18 protein-coding genes are annotated in these 18,287 nt (G+C 65.3%); 9 read left to right on the forward strand and 9 right to left on the reverse strand.

Annotated elements, in window-relative coordinates; translation table 11 throughout:
- The first annotated feature begins 46 nt into the window (after window positions 1-46).
- Entirely contained in the window at window positions 47-1,141 is a 1,095-nt protein-coding gene (locus tag U1H82_RS03330; RefSeq protein ID WP_322963502.1) for an anhydro-N-acetylmuramic acid kinase, read from the forward strand.
- Between the two features lie 25 nt (window positions 1,142-1,166).
- Here the strand turns inward: U1H82_RS03330 and U1H82_RS03335 are convergent, their stop codons facing one another.
- The 3 genes from U1H82_RS03335 to U1H82_RS03345 all read right to left on the reverse strand — a co-directional run bounded on the left by U1H82_RS03335 (window position 1,167) and on the right by U1H82_RS03345 (window position 2,781).
- The gene (locus U1H82_RS03335; RefSeq protein ID WP_322963503.1) at window positions 1,167-1,415 is read right to left on the reverse strand and encodes a hypothetical protein; all 249 of its coding nucleotides are present in this window, start codon (window positions 1,413-1,415) and stop codon (window positions 1,167-1,169) included.
- A gap of 54 nt (window positions 1,416-1,469) precedes the next feature.
- Complete coding sequence (locus U1H82_RS03340) at window positions 1,470-2,006, reverse strand: CHAP domain-containing protein (RefSeq protein ID WP_375339483.1); 537 nt, start codon at window positions 2,004-2,006, stop codon at window positions 1,470-1,472.
- A 124-nt stretch (window positions 2,007-2,130) separates the two neighbouring features.
- Window positions 2,131-2,781 carry a DUF6975 family protein gene (locus U1H82_RS03345; RefSeq protein WP_322963504.1) on the reverse strand — a complete coding sequence of 217 codons (651 nt, stop codon included), beginning with the start codon at window positions 2,779-2,781 and terminating at the stop codon, window positions 2,131-2,133.
- A 272-nt stretch (window positions 2,782-3,053) separates the two neighbouring features.
- On the opposite strand from U1H82_RS03345, the gene U1H82_RS03350 reads away from it, so the two are divergent.
- The 3 genes from U1H82_RS03350 to U1H82_RS03360 all read left to right on the forward strand — a co-directional run bounded on the left by U1H82_RS03350 (window position 3,054) and on the right by U1H82_RS03360 (window position 7,341).
- The gene (locus U1H82_RS03350; protein ID WP_375339484.1) at window positions 3,054-5,312 is read left to right on the forward strand and encodes a S9 family peptidase; all 2,259 of its coding nucleotides are present in this window, start codon (window positions 3,054-3,056) and stop codon (window positions 5,310-5,312) included.
- 136 nt (window positions 5,313-5,448) lie between these two features.
- Complete coding sequence (locus tag U1H82_RS03355; protein ID WP_322963505.1) at window positions 5,449-6,165, forward strand: MgtC/SapB family protein; 717 nt, start codon at window positions 5,449-5,451, stop codon at window positions 6,163-6,165.
- A 147-nt stretch (window positions 6,166-6,312) separates the two neighbouring features.
- Entirely contained in the window at window positions 6,313-7,341 is a 1,029-nt protein-coding gene (locus U1H82_RS03360; protein WP_322963506.1) for an aspartate-semialdehyde dehydrogenase, read from the forward strand.
- A 189-nt stretch (window positions 7,342-7,530) separates the two neighbouring features.
- Here the strand turns inward: U1H82_RS03360 and U1H82_RS03365 are convergent, their stop codons facing one another.
- Entirely contained in the window at window positions 7,531-8,172 is a 642-nt protein-coding gene (locus tag U1H82_RS03365; protein WP_322963507.1) for a YitT family protein, read from the reverse strand.
- A gap of 104 nt (window positions 8,173-8,276) precedes the next feature.
- Window positions 8,277-8,798: a hypothetical protein gene (locus U1H82_RS03370; protein ID WP_322963508.1), complete on the reverse strand. Its 522-nt coding sequence runs from the start codon at window positions 8,796-8,798 to the stop codon at window positions 8,277-8,279.
- A 210-nt stretch (window positions 8,799-9,008) separates the two neighbouring features.
- On the opposite strand from U1H82_RS03370, the gene U1H82_RS03375 reads away from it, so the two are divergent.
- The 3 genes from U1H82_RS03375 to U1H82_RS03385 all read left to right on the forward strand — a co-directional run bounded on the left by U1H82_RS03375 (window position 9,009) and on the right by U1H82_RS03385 (window position 12,612).
- Window positions 9,009-9,776 carry a helix-turn-helix domain-containing protein gene (locus U1H82_RS03375; RefSeq protein WP_322963509.1) on the forward strand — a complete coding sequence of 256 codons (768 nt, stop codon included), beginning with the start codon at window positions 9,009-9,011 and terminating at the stop codon, window positions 9,774-9,776.
- Window positions 9,777-9,932: 156 nt separating this feature from the next.
- The gene (locus U1H82_RS03380) at window positions 9,933-10,694 is read left to right on the forward strand and encodes an alpha/beta fold hydrolase (RefSeq protein WP_322963510.1); all 762 of its coding nucleotides are present in this window, start codon (window positions 9,933-9,935) and stop codon (window positions 10,692-10,694) included.
- 76 nt (window positions 10,695-10,770) lie between these two features.
- Entirely contained in the window at window positions 10,771-12,612 is a 1,842-nt protein-coding gene (locus U1H82_RS03385) for a M2 family metallopeptidase (protein WP_322963511.1), read from the forward strand.
- 546 nt (window positions 12,613-13,158) lie between these two features.
- Here U1H82_RS03385 and U1H82_RS03390 read toward each other — a convergent pair.
- The 4 genes from U1H82_RS03390 to U1H82_RS03405 all read right to left on the reverse strand — a co-directional run bounded on the left by U1H82_RS03390 (window position 13,159) and on the right by U1H82_RS03405 (window position 16,007).
- Complete coding sequence (locus U1H82_RS03390) at window positions 13,159-13,605, reverse strand: hypothetical protein (RefSeq protein WP_322963512.1); 447 nt, start codon at window positions 13,603-13,605, stop codon at window positions 13,159-13,161.
- An 85-nt stretch (window positions 13,606-13,690) separates the two neighbouring features.
- Window positions 13,691-15,127: an AMP nucleosidase gene (locus tag U1H82_RS03395; protein WP_322963513.1), complete on the reverse strand. Its 1,437-nt coding sequence runs from the start codon at window positions 15,125-15,127 to the stop codon at window positions 13,691-13,693.
- Window positions 15,128-15,206: 79 nt separating this feature from the next.
- On the reverse strand, window positions 15,207-15,425 hold the full coding sequence (locus U1H82_RS03400; RefSeq protein ID WP_322963514.1) for a hypothetical protein: 219 nt from the start codon (window positions 15,423-15,425) through the stop codon (window positions 15,207-15,209).
- 102 nt (window positions 15,426-15,527) lie between these two features.
- Window positions 15,528-16,007 (reverse strand): peroxiredoxin, encoded by a 480-nt coding sequence (locus tag U1H82_RS03405; protein WP_322963781.1) that lies wholly within the window; start codon window positions 16,005-16,007, stop codon window positions 15,528-15,530.
- Between the two features lie 104 nt (window positions 16,008-16,111).
- On the opposite strand from U1H82_RS03405, the gene U1H82_RS03410 reads away from it, so the two are divergent.
- A complete protein-coding gene (locus U1H82_RS03410; RefSeq protein WP_322963515.1) occupies window positions 16,112-16,693 on the forward strand; it encodes a YqgE/AlgH family protein in 582 nt (193 codons plus the stop codon).
- Window positions 16,694-16,826: 133 nt separating this feature from the next.
- Window positions 16,827-18,245: an adenosylhomocysteinase gene (ahcY, locus tag U1H82_RS03415; RefSeq protein WP_322963516.1), complete on the forward strand. Its 1,419-nt coding sequence runs from the start codon at window positions 16,827-16,829 to the stop codon at window positions 18,243-18,245.
- The last annotated feature ends 42 nt before the right edge of the window (window positions 18,246-18,287 follow it).

The raw sequence follows: 18,287 nt of genomic DNA on the forward strand, positions 1-18,287 counted from the left end.
GGGCGATCGCGGCATGAGGGGCGGAAATTCACAAGGGTTAAGCGCGATGCTGGCGATCGGATTGATGTCGGGAACCTCGCTCGACGGGGTGGATGCCGCGCTGATCGAGAGTGACGGCGACGCGCTGGTCCGGCCCATCGCCTTTCGGAGCGAACCCTATTCGGACGGTGCCCGCACCGAACTGGCCGAGGCGACCGCGCTGGCGCTGACCTTCGACCGGCCGCGTGCCAGTCCGCCGATCGTCGCGGCGGGCGAGTTGATCGTGCGCACCCATGCGATGGTCGTGCAGAAGCTGCTGCGCGATGCCGGGGTGGAAGCGGGCGCGGTCGATGTGATCGGCTTTCATGGCCAGACGGTGGCGCATCGCCCCGATCGCGGCTGGACCTGGCAGATCGGCGATGGGCAGGCGCTGGCGGATGCGACCGGCATCGTCACCGTCTCCGACTTCCGCTCCGCCGATGTCGCGGCGGGCGGGCAGGGGGCGCCGCTGATCCCCGTCTATCACGCCGCGCTGGCCGTCGATCTGCAGAAGCCGGTCGCGATCCTCAATCTGGGCGGTGTCGCGAACATCACTTGGATTGGCCGCGACGGGGCGCTGATCGCCTTCGACACCGGCCCTGCCAACGGCCTGATCGACAGCTGGATGGAGGCGGAGACCGGCCAGCGTTATGACGCGAACGGCGCGCTGGCGGCGAGCGGTCGGGTCGAGCCGACGGTGCTGGACACGATGATGGACAATGGCTGGTTCGACCTTGCGCCGCCCAAGTCGCTCGACCGCAATGACTTCACCATTCAGCCTGCGCGTGGGCTGTCGGCGGCGGATGGGGCGGCGACGCTGACCGCCTTTACCGCGCGGACCGTGGCGCGGGCGCTCGATCACCTGCCCGAGCGGCCCCGGCGGTTGCTGGTCGCGGGTGGCGGGCGGCATAATGCCACCATGCTGGCGATGATCGCCGCCGAGACGGGGCTGACGCCCGAGCCGACCGATGGGCTTGGCTGGGACGGCGATGCGCTGGAGGCGGAAGGATTCGCCTATATGGCGGTGCGGCGGCTTCGCGAGCTGCCGATCAGCTTTCCGGGTACGACGGGGGCGCCAGCGGCGATGACCGGCGGTGTGATCCATCGGCCCGCCGGGCGCTGAGGGCTCCCCCTTCGGGGAAATCGGGTCAGCGTTGCCGTTTGGGTTTTGCACGGACCATGGCGGGGACCGGGCAGCCATCGATTTCGCGAACGACGGCGAAGCGGGGTTCGGCGTCGGGCAGTTCGTTGAGCTTGTGCTGGCCGATGACGGGGGCGGGCTGGCTGACCTGCGTTTCCTTTGGCACGCAGCGTTCCGGCACCTGGCCGATGCGCGGCATGGTCGAAGACGGCGTTCCCCAATCCGCAGACAGCGCCAACACAGCGAGCAACAGCATCGATCATCTCCCGTGACAGGCGATCAGGATATGCTGTCCCTTGATCCTTATCAATCAGCGCGCGACATAGGCGTCGATCAGTGCGCCGACATAATCGGGCTTGTCGCTGGTCAGCTCGGGCGCGGCATGTCCCTTGCCATAGATGAAGCCGTAGATCGGATAGGTGGAGCTGCCCAGGCCATCCGAGTCGCGGAACCAGACCTTGACCATGCTCCAGTCATTTTCGGGGGATACGTCGAACAGGGTCACGTCCTGTTCGGCATGGCCGCGTTCGCCATTTTGGATCGACCAATTGGCATGGGTCAGCATCAGCACCCGGTCCTCGACCACGCGGCTGACCACCGCGACATGGCCCAGCGGCAGGCGGCTGGTCTTTTCGAAGACGACGACCGCGCCGACGCGGGGCTTGCGGCCGCGCGGATATTTTCCCTCCGCCTTCGACCACCAGGTCCAGGCATCGCCATAGATCGCGATGCCCGATGCCTGCCGCGCGAAGGGGACGCATTGCCCGACATAATCGAGCAGCGAGTGCGCCTCGGCGGATTGCATCACCGTCAGTGCGCAGAGCGATACGATTGCTTTGGACACCATGCCTCTCATGGCGCTCACGCTATCGGGATTGCGTGAACGCCAAACTGTTTATGTTGGTTAACAACGCGGTAAGGAGACCGGACGACGTGGAGTTGCGGTCAGCCGAGGCACCCCGCCGCACGGCTCAGCTCCGCCGGGCGCTGGCACGCGCCTCCAGCAGGTCCCACAGCCCGCGATGCTGGATCAGCAGCTGAGTCGCGCCGAATCCCCGCGCGCGCGCCAGGCCGATGCTCGATTCGTCATCCTCTTCTTCGTAGAGCGGCTCGGGCATGTGACCCGGCGTCGGCAACAGGCCGAAGCGCCGCGCCGCCTGGTCCAGCACCTGGCGGATCGATCGCCAGTCCAGGATCAGCGCCGACACCGCCCCGGTCGCACAGCCCCGCCGGTCCGAATTGGCAAGCATTTCCAGCGTATGGCGAAGCTGGGTCAGCGCCGCATCGGTCTGCGCCTGGCCGGGGGTGGAGGGCAGCGGGCCCGCCGCCGAGGTGAGATTGGCGAGGAAGGCGCGCTCGAAGGAAAAGGCGTTGGACGACTGGATCAGCCAGGGCAGCGTTTCAAGCTGGATGCCGCGCGCCATCGCGTAATCGATCATGCAGGGGTGGTTGCCATGGACCGCGCATACCGCATGGACGGCATCGGTCAGGTCATGCAGCAACACCTGCGGCATCAATAGCGCCTGCACATGCGGATGCCCGGCGCTGCCCCATTGCGCCAGGATCGCACGGATGTCGCCGCGTCGATCGCCTTGAAGATCCAATGCCGTAATCGTCGCCATATTCGTTCCGATAATGGGCCGGGTGCGGACGGCAGAATCCATGGTTCGTCCGCCACTCCCGAACGGACGGCCTAATCTGATTTCGTTAACGGCGAGTTTACGAAACCCGAAACGGTTGCGTTACGATCGAAAAAGCCCGGATTTCAGGATGAAAAACCGGTCCCCGAACATAGCGATCCGATCACGCTTGCGGGATCGCGACACCCCCGCGATAACGCCCGGCCATGCGCCGGGCGCGGGCCCGGCAACGACCAAGGTCTGGAGTGGTATGAATGCGCAAATGGGTGCTGGGTCTGGCGCTGGCTTCGGTCGGGGCATCGATCATGGGCGGAATGGGGGCACCGGCCATGGCCGCTGATGCCCCCGCGAAGCAGGACGTGCTGACGCTGTCGCGCGTGTTCGGCAGCCCGGACCTGTCGGGATCGCAGCCGCGCGGGCTTCGCCTGTCGCCCGACGGCACGCTGCTGACCGAGTTGCGGCCCCGCGCCGACGAGCGCGAGCGGCTCGACCTCTGGGCGCGCGATACCCGCACCGGGCAGGAGCGAATGCTGGTCGATTCGAAGAAGGTCGGATCGGGTGCCGAACTGTCGGAGGCCGAGAAGATGCAGCGCGAGCGTGCGCGCATCGGCGGGTCGAAGGGGATCGTCGCCTATGACTGGGCGCCCGACGGCAAGTCGATCCTGGTGCCGCTCGACGGCGATCTCTACCTCGCCAGCCTGGACGGCACGGTCCGCCGCCTGACCAACACGCCGGGTGGCGAGCTGAACCCGATCGTCAGCCCCAAGGGCGGCTATGTCAGCTTCGTGCGCGACCAGAATCTCTGGTCGATGCCGCTCGCCGGTGGGGAGGCGCGTCCGCTGACCACCGAAGGCGGCGGCACCGTCCATTTCGGCGAGGCGGAGTTCGTCGCGCAGGAGGAAATGCACCGCTTCACCGGTTATTGGTGGAGTCCCGATGAACGCTATATCGCGGTCGAGCGGTTCGACGATGCGCCGGTCAAGGTCGCGGTCCGCGCCGCGATCGGCGCGGCGGGGACCAAGGTCTATGAACAGCGCTATCCGGCGGCGGGCACGCCCAACGCGCTGGTCGACCTCTATGTGATGAAGGCGGACGGCTCGGGTCGGGTGAAGGTCGATCTGGGCAGCAATCCCGACATCTATCTGGCCCGCGTCGACTGGACGCCCGATGGCAAGACCCTGCTGGTCCAACGCGAGAGCCGCGACCAGAAGACGCTCGACATGCTGCGCGTCGACCCGGAAACCGGCAAGTCGACGGTCCTCTTCACCGAGCGTTCGGGGCAACGCAGCTGGATCAACCTGTCCGATGCCTATCGGCCGCTGAAGGACGGCAGTCTGATCTGGCGGTCGGAACGCGACGGTTTCGGCCATCTCTACCGCTTCGCCAATGGCCAGTGGACGCAGCTGACCAAGGGTCCTTGGGTCGTAACCGGCCTGGTCGGCGTCGACGAGGCGAAGGGGCGGCTCTATTTCACCGGGTTGAAGGACGATGTGCTCGAACAGCATCTCTATTCGGTCGATATCGCGCACCCGGATGTCATCACCCGCCTGACCGAGCGCGGCTATACCAACAGCGCCTCGATGGATTCGTCCGCCAGCCGCTTCATCGTCTCGCGCTCCAGCCCGAGCCAGCCGACGCAAATCTATCTTGCCGACACCAGCGGCAAGCGGCTGAACTGGATCAACGAGAATGCGATCAAGCCGGGGCACCCCTATTACCCCTATCTCGCCAGCCACCGCGAAACGAAGTTCGGTACGATCAAGGCCGATGACGGCACGACGCTCTATTGGGAGATGATCACGCCCAAGATGGAGCCGGGCAAGAAATATCCCGTCTTCTTCCAGCATTATGGCGGCCCCGGCACCGGCCAGCAGGTCACCCGCGCCTGGCAGGGGGCGTTGCCGCAATATCTGGTCGATCAGGGCTGGATCTTCTTCCAGCTCGACAATCGCGGCTCCTATAATCGTGGTAAGGCGTTCGAGGACCATATCTACCACGCGATGGGCACGGTCGAGGTCGCCGATCAGCTGGCGGGGGCGAACTATCTGAAGACGCTGCCTTTCGTCGATCCCACCAAGATCGCGACCTATGGCTGGTCCTATGGCGGCTATATGTCGATCAAGATGCTGGAAAAGACGCCGGGCGTCTATGCCGCCGCCGTGTCGGGCGCGCCGGTCACCGACTGGCAGCTTTACGACACCCATTATACCGAACGCTATCTGGGCGACCCGCGCACCGCGCCGGAAAGCTATGCCCAGGCCCAGGCGATCACCGCCGCGCCGAAAATCCATGATCCGTTGATGCTGATCCACGGCATGGCCGACGACAATGTCTTCCTCGACAACTCGACCGCCTTCGCCGCCGAGATGCAGAAGACCGACACGCCGTTCGAGATGATGCTCTATCCCGGCCAGACCCACCGCGTCGGCGGCCCCGGCATTTCCGAGCATCTGTGGCACACGATCCTGAACTTCCTCGACCGGACGGTGAAAGATAAGCCTGCCAAAAAATGATCGCGTCATTCCTCCCCTGCAAGGGGAGGGGGACCAGCGAAGCTGGTGGAGGGGTGTCCCCGCTGATGGTGACACCCCTCCGTCAGGGCTTCGCCCTGCCACCTCCCCTTGCAGGGGAGGAATTAGGTGAGCAGCCATGGCATTCCTGAAGACCTTCCACCTCTGGCCGTTCCTCGACACGTTGGTCAGCTATCTGACCGCGTTCATCCTCGGCACGCTGATCGGGGCCGAGCGGCAATATCGCCAGCGCACCGCCGGGCTGCGCACCAACGCGCTGGTCGCGATCGGGGCGGCGGCGTTCGTCGATCTCGGTCAGCGGCTGGGCGGCGATGTCGAATCGATCCGCATCATCGCCTATGTCGTCTCCGGCATCGGCTTTCTGGGCGCGGGCGTCATCATGAAGGAGGGGATGAACGTTCGCGGGCTGAACACCGCGGCGACCCTCTGGTGCTCGGCGGCGGTCGGCGCGATCGCGGGCAGCGACATGGTGGCCGAAGCCGTGCTGCTGACCTTCATCGTCCTGCTCGCCAACACCGCGCTGCGCCCGCTGGTCGATGCGATCAACCGCATTCCCGTCGAGGGGCGGCATGTCGAGGCGACCTATTCGGTCAGCCTGACCACGACCGCCGCCGAAGCGGGGCCGGTCGGCGACCTGCTGGTCGAGCATCTGGAAGAGGCGGGGCTCCCCGTCGCCGAACTGGAGACGGAGGAACTGGGCGAGGATCAGGTAACGGTCACCGCCACCCTGACCAGCACCATCGTCGAAGCGGGCGAGCTCGACCGGATTACCGACCATTTCCAGACCGTCCACGGCATCGTCCACGCGACCTGGGGCGCCAGTACGCATGATTGATGCGCGAACTGCACTCCCGCAAATCGTCGCCCGGGCGAAGGCTGGCTAAACCCCCGCTTGCCGTGATCAAACGCGCACTATTCGCAAAGTTGGTGGACGTGTCCGCGCAATGACGCTACCGGCTCATGCTTCCGAGTGGAGGGTTTAATGGGTTATCGCGTGGTGGTCGCCGGGGCGACGGGCAATGTCGGCCGGGAAATGATCAACATTCTGGCGGAGCGGGAATTCCCGATCGACGAGATCGCGGTGGTCGCGTCCTCGCGCAGCCAGGGCGACCAGATCGAATTTGGTGAGACCGGCAAGATGCTCACCATCAAGAATATCGAGCATTTCGATCCGACCGGCTGGGACATCGCGCTGTTCGCGATCGGGTCCGACGCGACCAAGGTGTACGCGCCCAAATTCGCCGCTGCGGGCTGCGTGGTGATCGACAATTCGTCGCTCTATCGCATGGACCCGGACGTGCCGCTGATCGTGCCGGAGGTGAACCCGGATGCGATCGACGGTTATACGGCCAAGAACATCATCGCCAATCCGAACTGCTCGACCGCGCAGATGGTCGTGGCGCTCAAGCCGCTGCACGACAAGGCCAGGATCAAGCGCGTCGTCGTCGCGACCTATCAGTCGGTGTCGGGCGCGGGCAAGGCGGGCATGGACGAACTGTTCGAGCAGAGCCGCAACATCTTCGTCGGCGACCCCGCCGAGCCCAAGAAGTTCACCAAGCAGATCGCCTTCAACGTGATCCCGCATATCGACAGCTTCCTGGACGACGGCTCGACCAAGGAAGAGTGGAAGATGGTCGCCGAGACCAAGAAGATCCTCGATCCCAAGGTCAAGGTGACGGCGACCTGCGTCCGCGTGCCGGTGTTCGTCGGCCATTCCGAAGCGCTGAACATCGAGTTCGAGGAGGAAATCTCCGCGACCGAGGCGCAGGACATCCTGCGCGAAGCCCCCGGCGTCATGCTGATCGACAAGCGCGAGGACGGCGGATACGTGACCCCGGTCGAGTGCGTCGGCGACTATGCGACCTTCATCAGCCGGGTTCGCGAGGACTCGACGGTCGATAACGGCCTGTCGCTGTGGTGCGTGTCGGACAATTTGCGCAAAGGCGCGGCGCTGAACGCGGTGCAGATCGCCGAACTGCTCGGCCGTCGCCACCTGAAGAAGGGCGACTGACGCTTATCTTCCTCCCCTGTAAGGGGAGGGGGTGTTCGAGCTTTGGTTTGCCTCCGGCAGACCAAGATTGTGCCGGGGGCACAATCTCGCTCGAACACGAAGCTGGTGGAGGGGTGTCCCGCTATCGAGAGGCGACACCCCTCCGTCAGGCTTCGCCTGCCACCTGCCCTTGAAGGGGAGGAAGAGGGTTTACCGCCCCATATACAGCCCCGGCCGGTGCCAGGCGAACAGGATCAGGCTGATCGCCGCCGCGCTGATCGCCGACCATATCATCTGCACGCCGCTGACCACCGGGATCGCCATCGACAGGATCACCACGTCCAGCGCGACCTGCGTCATGCCCATATTCCATCCCCGCTTGCGATAGAGCCAGATGGTGATGACGCCGGTCCCGCCGACCCCCGCCTGATGCCGGGCGAGCGCCAGGATGCCCATGCCGATCACGGTGCCGCCGACCAGCGCGGCGAAGGCCGGGTGGACGGTATCGACATGCACCGAAACACGGGTGATCGCGGACGCCACGCCGATCCCGATATTGACCAGCACCGTCTTCACCGCGAACCGCGCGCCCATCACCTTGTGCGCGAACAGGAAGAAGGGAATGTTGACCAGGGTGAACAGCACGCCCGCGGGCAGGGGGATCAGATAGGAGAGCAGCAACGCGACCCCCGCGATCCCGCCCGTCACCAGCCCCGCCGCTTTCAGGAACACCAGCCCCACGATCAACAGCGTACAGCCGATGAAGATCGCATAGGCATCCTCCAACAGGCTGTGGGGACGCCCGATCGGGCTGGGCAGGGCTTCGGTGGTCGGGGCGGTCGCTGCGGTCATCGAGGGTCCGGATCATGGGTCCGGCATCCGCTCCCGATTGGCCTGCTTCTGGCGGCAGAGGGGCGTTCCTTACCGTAATCGCTTCGAAACGCCAATCGCTTCGCCTAGCGCAGGATCAGCCAGCCAAGGGCGATCATCACCAACAGCGCATAGAGCCCGCCTTTGGCCTGGAGCAGATAGCTCGCCCCCAGCACGCCCGTCGCGGCCAGCGCGCAGGCGGCCACCCGGTCGGCCGCGATCCATTCCAGGATGACGAATGCCCCGACGATATTCGCCGCCGCGTTGACCGCGATCCACAGATAGGAGGGAAAGGCCCCGATCGACCCGATCAGGGGTATCTTGATCGTCGCGAAACCACGCATCGTGCCGGGAAACAGATCGGCCGCCAGATGGAAGCCGACGCCGAAACCCAGTCCGGCGGCGACCGCCCAGGTGCGCGGATCGAGGGTCGCGACATAGAAGGGCAGGATACTGTGCACCAGCGCGCTGCGGTGTTGAAGCTGGAGCGGTGTGTCCAGGTCGGGCAACCGCGTTCCCGCTGCCGTCGCGGCCGCTACGCTTGCGATCAGCATCCACGGCCCGCCCCCACCGGCGAACGCCAGGATCACCGCGAGAAGAAGGAACAAGGATGCTGCCATGGGCGGCGGCTAACGGCTTGTACCCCTTTTGTCCATGATCGCGACTCGTCGGGAATCAGAAAAAAGCACGGATTCCCGCCATTTTGTGATGACATGGTGAGGCGGGGACCCATCGCGCCGTTGCGGACCGCCTCGACCGGGCGGGAGTACAATTTTTTGAGGGTGGCCGCGCCGGCTCGCTCCGGCATAGTCGGCCCCATGACCATGCGGGCCAAAGCGGGCGTCGGGGCGCTGACCGACCGCGAGAAACAGACGCTACGCCTGATCGTGCGAGGGCATGACGCCAAGTCGATTGCGCGCGAACTGAACCTGTCCGTCCACACGATCAACGAACGGCTGCGCGACGCCCGCCGCAAGCTGTCGGTATCGAGCAGCCGCGAGGCGGCGCGGATGCTGCTGGAGGTGGAGGATGCGCCACCGCCCCCCGATTATCTGGGGGACATGAGGATCGGGGAGGACCAGCTCCAAGTGATGACGCAGGAAAGCCCGGCGCCGGTCGTCGGCGTCAGGCGCGGCATCCGCCGCCCCCGGATCATCATCGGAGCGACCCTCATGACCCTTGTCCTCAGCCTTCTCGCCCTTGGCGGCCTGACCCATATGGCTTCCGCACCGCCGCAAACGGCTTCCACCGTGGCGAGCGATCCTGCGGCGGTCGAGGCAGCACAGCGTTTCGTGCAACTGATCGACCAGGGGCGCTGGGCCGACAGCTACCGTATGACCACGACCAGTTTCCGCAGGCTCAATACCGAACAGGTCTGGGCCGCCACCTCGGACAAGGTGCGGACCCCGCTGGGCAAGACGGTGTCGCGCACCTTGCTCAGTCAGGACGACATTCCCGCCCCGCCCGCCGGTTATCGGATGGTGCGGTTCAATACCCGGTTCGGCAACTCGGCGGATGTCGTCGAAACGGTGACGCTGGAGCGCGAGGACGGCGAATGGCGGGTTGCCGGGATTTACGTCGGCTAAGGCAGACTGCCCTCACCCTTCCCTCTCCCATCGGGAGAGGGAGGGAGGCGCGGAGCGCCGGAAGGGTGAGGGCAGCATACCGGCAAGAAAGGTCCACATCCTCGCCGATCCGTATTAGGAGGGCGCGGTATAGCTTAACTGCCGGAGACCGAACCCTTGGCCGACACCGTCCCCGAAACCCGTTTTTTCGACAGCTTCGACGGCACCCCGATCGCCTGGCGCGAAATGGGGGAGGGGCGTGCGGTGGTGCTGATCCACGGCTATTTCTCCGACGCATATACGAACTGGATACGCTATGGCCATGCCGCCGCGATCGCGGCCAAGGGCTACCGGGTCATCATGCCCGATCTGCGCGCGCATGGCGAAAGCGGCAAGCCGCACGATCCCGCCGCCTATCCCGCCGATGCGCTGACCCGCGACGGCCATGCTTTGGTCGAGCATCTGGGGCTGACCGATTACGACCTGGGCGGCTATTCGCTGGGCGCGCGGACGGTCAGCCGGATGCTGGCGACGGGCGCGGAGCCGGGCAAGGCGATCTTCGCGGGCATGGGGCTGGAGGGGCTGCTCCACACCGACCGTCGGGTCGCGCATTTCACCAATATCCTGACCCGCCTTGGCGAGCATCAGCGCGGCAGCCCGGAATGGATGGCAGAGGCGTTCCTGAAGACCACCGGCGGCGATCCGGTGGCGCTGCTCCATATCCTGAAGACCTTTGCCGACACGTCGCTGTCGGCGATCGAGGGCTTCGACCTGCCTGTGCTGGTCGTGGCGGGCGTCGATGATTTCGACAATGGCGCGGCGGTCGATCTGGCCGAAGCCCTGCCGCGCGGTCGCTATGTCGAAATTCCCGGCAACCATATGAGTTCGGTGACGAAACCCGAACTGGGCGCGGCGATCGCGCAGTTTCTGACGGCTTGACGGCGGCGGCCAAAGCCGCACAACTGCGCGCCATTCGCCCCGGTTCGAGGGCAAATCAGAATTTCAGGGGGATAGCATGATCCGTTCCGCCGTTTCCGGCACCGTACTCGCCATCGCGCTGGCGAGTGGCGCCCAGGCCCAGAACGCCACCCAGACCGCCGCGCCGAGCACCCAGCCCGCCGCCACCGTCGCCGGGGCGGATGCCTTCGTCGCCGAGGCCGAAAAGACGCTCGCCGAAAAGTCGGTGCCTGCGCAGCAGATCGCCTGGGTCAACGCGACCTATATCACCGACGATACCGATGCGCTGGCCGCCGCCTCGGGCGCGGAGATGACCGCGCTCGCCGTGCGCTACGGCCTGGGCGCGGCGCGCTATCAGGCGCTGCCGGGGCTGTCCTACGACACCAAGCGCAAGCTCGACCTGCTTCGCGGTGGGATCACTCTGCCTGCGCCGACCACGCCGGGCGCCGCGGCGCAGCTGTCGATGCTGACCACGCGCATGTCCTCCTCCTATGGCAAGGGGAAGGGCCTGCTGAACGGCCAGCCGATCAACGGCTCCGATATCGAGGCCGCGATGGGCAGCGAGCGGGACCCGGCCAAGTTGAAGGAGATGTGGGTCAGCTGGCATGACAATGTCGGCGCGCCGATGCGCGCCGATTATGCGCAGATGACCGCGCTCGCCAATCAGGGCGCCAAGGAACTGGGCTATGTCGATGCCGGGTCGCTGTGGCGTTCGGGCTATGACATGCCGCCCGAACAGTTCGCGCAGCTGACCGACAAGATCTGGGGCGAACTGGAGCCGCTGTACAAGGCGCTGCACACCTATGTCCGGTGGAAGCTGAACGAGAAATATGGCGACACCGTCCAGTCCAAGACCGGCCCGATCCGTGCCGACCTGCTTGGCAATATGTGGGCGCAGGAATGGGGCAATATCTATGACCTCGTCGCGCCCAAGGGGGCGGGCGATGTCGGCTATGACACGGGCGAACTGCTGGAGGCCAAGGGCTATGACCCGGTCAAGATGGTGAAGACGGGTGAGGGCTTTTATTCCTCGCTGGGCTTTGCGCCGTTGCCGCAGACCTTCTGGCAGCGGTCTCAGATCGTGAAGCCCGCCGATCGCGAGGTGATCTGCCACGCCTCGGCCTGGGATATCAACAATCTGGACGATATCCGCATCAAGATGTGCACCAAGGTCAATGGCGACGACTTCGTCACCATCCACCATGAACTGGGCCATAATTACTATCAGCGCGCCTATATGAACCAGCCCTTCCTCTACAAGAACGGCGCGAATGACGGTTTCCATGAGGCGATCGGCGATACCGTCGCCCTGTCGATCACGCCCGATTATCTGGTGAAGATCGGTCTGCTCGATCCCGCCAAGGTGCCGAGCGCCGACAAGGATATCGGGCTGTTGCTGCGCCAGGCGATGGACAAGGTCGCGTTCCTGCCCTTCGGCCTGCTGATCGACAAGTGGCGCTGGGGCGTGTTCTCGGGCCAGATTCCGGCCAGCCAGTATCAGGCGGGCTGGGACGCGCTGCGCCTGAAATATCAGGGCGTGGTGCCGCCGGTCGCGCGTGACGAGACCAAATTCGATCCGGGTGCGAAGTATCACATCCCGGCGGGCGTGCCCTATGCGCGCTACTTCCTGGCGCGGGTGTTGCAGTTCCAGTTCTACAAGGCGGCCTGCGACCAGGCCGGGTGGAAGGGGCCGCTCCACCGCTGCTCCTTCTATGGCAACAAGGAGGTCGGCAAGAAGCTGAACGCGATGCTGGCGATGGGCCAGTCCAAGCCCTGGCCGGATGCGCTTCAGGTCTTTACCGGCAGCCGCGAAATGTCGGGCAAGGCGCTGGTCGAATATTTCGCGCCGCTGAAAGCCTGGCTGGACCAGCAGAACAAGGGCAAGCCGCAGGGGTGGTAAAGGTTTTCCTGGCAGGTGTTGCCTGCCCCTCCACCACGCGCTGACGCGCGCGGTCCCCTCCCCATCGAAGATGGGGAGGATTTGATGGACCATTCCTCCCCAAGCTGGCTTGGGGAGAGGGACCGCCGCGAAGCGGTGGTGGAGGGGCATGGTCGCTAGAGCGGTTTCCGACCAAGCTGAACCACCGTCATCGCCCTGCGGGCGACCGCTACGCGGCGGGGCGCTCTCGATCCGGGGCGGCGTTGCTTGTCGGTCCCGATGCTTGGGCATCGCTCCCTCCGCGCGCCTGGCCCCGAACCGAGATCGCCGCCGTGCCGATGATCCAACCTGGTCGGAAACGCTCTAGCGGCGACACCCCTCCGTCAGCCCTGCGGGCTGCCACCTCCCCTTGCAGGGGAGGAATTTGGAGCTTCTTCCCACCTGACCAAATCCCAACCTGCGTTCAGGCTGAGCGAAGTCGAAGCCCATGCCTCGACTTATGCCAGAGGGGACAGGTTTTCCTTTGGCCTTCGACTTGGCTCAGGCTGAACGGAGCGGGTGAGGGAATCAGCCCTGGTCGTCCTCGTCCCCGTCACGCTTTGCCGCACTCCCCTTGAGCGACAGCAGCGCCGCCGTCAGCCCGGCCGCGGCCGCAAGGCTGCCGAGGATCGAGGCGACACCCCATTTGCCGCCGATCTTGTCCAACCCCTGCTTGCCCAGCGCAGGGGCCGGCGCTGGCTTGATGGCGGCGGGTTTGCGCGGTGCGGTCTTGCGCGGTGTGGTGCGCTTGGTCGAACGTGGCTTGGGCGGTGCCTTGGGCTTGGCGGCGGGTTTGGGGACCTCTGACACCGCGTCGCCGCCCGTCTCCGTGCCGACCGGAGCAGGCGGCGTTTCCTCCGTCACGTCTGCCGGTTTGGGCGCGGGGCGCTTGCGCGGGGTCGGCGCGCCAGCGGCTTTGGGCGTGGCGCGGCGGCGGGGTGGGCGTGGCTTGTTCGGGTCCGTGGTGTCGACCATGGTGAAATCCCCCATTTCAACAAAGCAGCTTCGGTTCGTACCCGTAACGCTTACCCCGCCGCCCGGTTGCTTGTCCGCCTATCGATCAGCGGAAGGGCGGCTCGTTGAACGCGCGCAGCTTGCGGCTGTGCAGCTTGTTGCCCTCGCGCCGCAGCTGCTCGCACGTCTCGATGCCGATCCGCATATGCTCGCTGATCGCGCGCTCATAGAAGCGGTTGGCCTGGCCCGGCAGCTTGAGTTCGCCGTGCAGCGGCTTGTCCGAGACGCAGAGCAACGTCCCATAGGGCACGCGGAAACGATAGCCCTGCGCCGCGATCGTCGCCGACTCCATGTCGATGCCGACCGCGCGGCTGAGCGAGAAGCGCAGCGCCGACTTGGAGTAACGCAGCTCCCAGTTGCGGTCGTCAGTGGTGACGATGGTGCCGGTGCGCAGACGACGCTTCAGATCGTCGCCCGACTGGCCCGACACGATCTCGGCCGCCTTGGCGAGGGCGACCTGCACTTCGGCGATGGCAGGCACCGGGATTTCGGGCGGGAGGACATCGTCGAGCACATGGTCGTCACGCAGATAGGCATGGGCGAGCACATAGTCGCCGATCCGCTGGCTGGGCCGCAGGCCGCCGCAATGGCCGATCATCAGCCACGCCTCGGGCCGCATCACGGCCAGGTGATCGCAGATCGTCTTGGCGTTGGAGGGGCCGACGCCGATATTGACCAGCGTGATGCCGGTGCCGTCCTTGGCGACCAAATGATAGGCGGGCATCTGGTGCCGCCGCCAGGCGCTGTCGGTGACGATCTTGTCGACATCTTCCGGCCGCTCGATCACGATCCCGCCTGCACCCGATAGCGCGGTGAAGCGCGATCCCTCGCCCAGCTGTGACGCGCCCCAGCGGACGAACTCATCGACATAGCGGTGGTAATTGGTGAACAGCACATAGCGCTGGCAATGCTCGGGCGGGGTGCCGGTATAATGGCGCAGGCGGGCGAGCGAGAAGTCGGTGCGCAGGCCGTCGAACAGCGCCAGCGGCCGGTTGCCGTCGGCGGTCATCCACAGCCCGTCGGCAATCTCGTCACCGATGTGCGCAAGCTCGGTCGCGGGGAAGAACCGCGCCAGCTCGGCGGCCGATACCGTATCCAGGCTCAGCGCATGGCCGGGATCGAGGACATAAGGAAAGGGGATTTCCTGCCGACCCGGCACCGCCTCGACCGAGACGTCATAATCCTCGATCAGCAGGGTCAGCTGTTCGATCAGATAGTCCTTGAACAGCGCGGGCTTGGTCACGCTGATCCGATAGTCGCCAGGGGACACCAGGCGACCGAAGGAGCGCATCGGGGCGGGGCGTCCACCTTCGCCGCGATAGAGCAGCCGGATTTCGGGATAGGCGAAACAGCCCTGCGCGCGATCTTCCAGGCTGGGCGCGGTGCCGTCGCGGAGATAGAGGGTCAGCGCATCCTTCAGGCGCGTGACGGAGGCGGTATAAAGGCGGTCGAGTTCTTCGACGATCTGGACAGCGTGAGTCATCGGACAGAGCTAAGCCCTGTTGCGCAGGCTGGCAAGCGGGCGCGGGCGACATCGGATCGCCCGCGCCTTGCCTAAGGGGTCAGGCCCCTTGCGACGAATTCTCGTCGTCATTGGCGGTGCGCAGCTTGGACGCGCCGAAGGCGGCACCCGCCACCGCGGCCGCCACGCCCGCCGCGATGCCGGCGGCGGCATAGGGGTGTTCCTTCACCTTGCCACCGGCGGCCTTCGCGGCTCCTTGCGCCTTTTCGGTGAAGCTCTTGGCCTCAGCCTGCTTCTCGGGGGGGACATAGGTGGTCATGACCAGGGTTCCTCTCGTTATGCCAGTCCGTGATGCGCAAAAAACGCGGCGAGGCCCAGCACTGTTCCACCCCCGATCCGATCAGCCGTGCGTGTCGCCCGATCAGAGGGCGGCGAGAAGATGCTCCGCCGAGCTGACCTTGAACTCGCCGGGGGCCTCGACGAACAGCTGCTCGACGACGCCGTCATCGACCAGCATCGTATAGCGCTGGCTGCGCATGCCCATGCCGAATTTGGTGGCGTCCAGCGTCAGGCCGAGCGCCTTGGCGAAATCGCCATTGCCATCGGCCAGCATGGTGATCGCACCCGCGTCATTGGCCAGGCCCCAGGCCTTCATGACGAACACGTCGTTGACGGATGTGCAGGCGATCTCGTCCACGCCCTTGGCCTTCAGCGCCTCGGCCTGGGCGATGAAGCCGGGCAGATGCTGGGCCGAGCAGGTGGGGGTGAAGGCGCCGGGCACCGCGAAAAGCGCGACGCGCCGTCCCGCGAAATAGTCGGTGGTGGTCACCTGTTCGGGGCCCTCGGGCGTTACCTTGACCAGCGTGGTGGTGGGCAAGCGGTCTCCGGCCTTGATCGTCATCATGCAGATCCTTCGGGGGCAAGGCCCCGGCACCGTGCCGGGCCTTTGGTGCGTTCATGGGACGGAACGGGGATAGATTTCAAGCATGGCGGGGCGGGGCGGCGATGCCTATAATCGATGGCGTGCATCAACTGACCTATCTTTCCGGCCAATTCCTGCTTGCCCTGCCCGGTATGGCCGATCCCCGTTTCGACCATGCGATCATCGCGATCTGCGCGCATGACGAGGGCGGCGCGCTGGGCATCGGGCTGGGCACGACGATCGACGGGATCGGCTTCCACACGCTGCTCGACCAGTTCGGGATCGCGCATGGCGATATTCCCGACACGCCGGTCCATTATGGCGGTCCGGTCGAGCCCCGGCGCGGTTTCGTGCTGCATAGCCATGACTGGCAGGGGCAGGACAGCGTCGATGTCGGCGGCCGCTGGGTCCTGTCGAGCACGGTCGACGTGCTGCGCGCCATTGCCGAGGGTGCGGGGCCGTCGCAATGGATGGTGGCGCTGGGCTATGCCGGGTGGGATGCCGGGCAATTGGAGCAGGAGCTGCGAGAACCGGGATGCTGGTTCAACGTCGGCGGCGAGCCCGATATCCTGTTCGACGTGCCCGCCGAGGATCGCTGGCAGGCCGCGTTCGGCGCAGCCGGTGTCGATCCAAGGCAGTTGGTGACGGGCGGGGGCACCGCCTGAAAACCAGATCGCCAAAACGATATAAAGATATCTTTATATTTGATCCCTAAGGCGATCACCGCTAAGGCGGGCGCCGTGCCGATCGGCGTGCGCGCTACGTCTTGGTCGGCCCCATTTTGCACGGAGTTTCGTCGTGTCCACGACTGCCGCCACCAAGAACGATTATGTCATCAAGGATATCGGCCTGGCCGATTTCGGCCGCGCCGAGATCAAGATCGCCGAGACCGAGATGCCCGGCCTGATGGCCCTGCGTCAGGAATTCGGCGCTGCTCAGCCGCTCAAGGGCGCGCGCATCACCGGCTCGCTGCACATGACGATCCAGACCGCCGTGCTGATCGAGACGCTGACCGCGCTCGGCGCCGATGTGCGCTGGGCGACTTGCAACATCTTCTCGACCCAGGATCACGCCGCCGCCGCGATCGCCGCTGCGGGCATCCCCGTCTTCGCCGTGAAGGGCGAAACGCTGGCCGACTATTGGGACTATGTCGGCGACATCTTTGACTGGGACAAGAATGGTGACGGCACCACCGCCAACATCATCCTGGACGATGGCGGCGACGCGACCATGTTCGCGCTGTGGGGCGCCAAGCTGGAAGCTGGCCAGACCTTCGGCGAGCCGGAGAATGAAGAGGAAGTCGAGTTCCAGCGTTCGGTCAAGGCGTTCATCGCCAAGAAGCCGGGCTATCTGACCCAGACCGTCAAGAACCTGAAGGGCGTGTCGGAAGAGACGACCACCGGCGTTCACCGCCTGTACGAGATCGCGAAGAAGGGCGAGCTGCCTTTCCCTGCGATCAACGTCAACGACTCGGTCACCAAGTCGAAGTTCGACAACCTCTATGGTTGCAAGGAATCGCTGGTCGACGCGATCCGTCGCGCCACCGACGTCATGCTGGCGGGCAAGGTCGCTGCGGTCGCCGGTTTCGGCGACGTGGGCAAGGGCTCGGCCCAGTCGCTCCGCAACGGCGGCGCGCGCGTGCTCGTGACCGAAATCGATCCGATCTGCGCACTGCAGGCGGCGATGGAGGGCTTCGAGGTCGTGACCATGGATGAGGCCGTGAAGCGCGCCGACATCTTCGTCACCGCGACCGGCAATGCCGACGTCATCACCGCCGATCACATGAAGGCGATGAAGCCCATGTCGATCGTCTGCAACATCGGCCACTTCGACAGCGAGATCCAGATCGCGGCGCTGTCCAACTATAAGTGGACCGAAGTGAAGCCCGGCACCGACCTGGTCGAGTTCCCGGACGGCAAGCAGATCATCGTGCTGGCCAAGGGTCGCCTGGTGAACCTGGGCTGCGCAACCGGTCACCCGAGCTTCGTGATGTCGGCTTCGTTCACCAACCAGACTCTCGCCCAGATCGAGCTGTGGACCAAGTCCGAGAACTATAAGAACGAAGTCTACGTTCTGCCCAAGCACCTCGACGAGAAGGTGGCCGCGCTCCACCTCGAAAAGCTGGGCGTCCAGCTGTCGAAGCTGTCGGAGAAGCAGGCCGCTTACATCGGCGTGCCGGTCGAGGGCCCGTTCAAGCCGGATCACTATCGCTATTGATCCCGGCTCGGGGTCTTTACCCGAACCAAGGGGGCCGTCCGC

The organism is Sphingomonas fuzhouensis, from assembly GCF_034659795.1.
GTDB lineage: Bacteria > Pseudomonadota > Alphaproteobacteria > Sphingomonadales > Sphingomonadaceae > Sphingomonas > Sphingomonas fuzhouensis.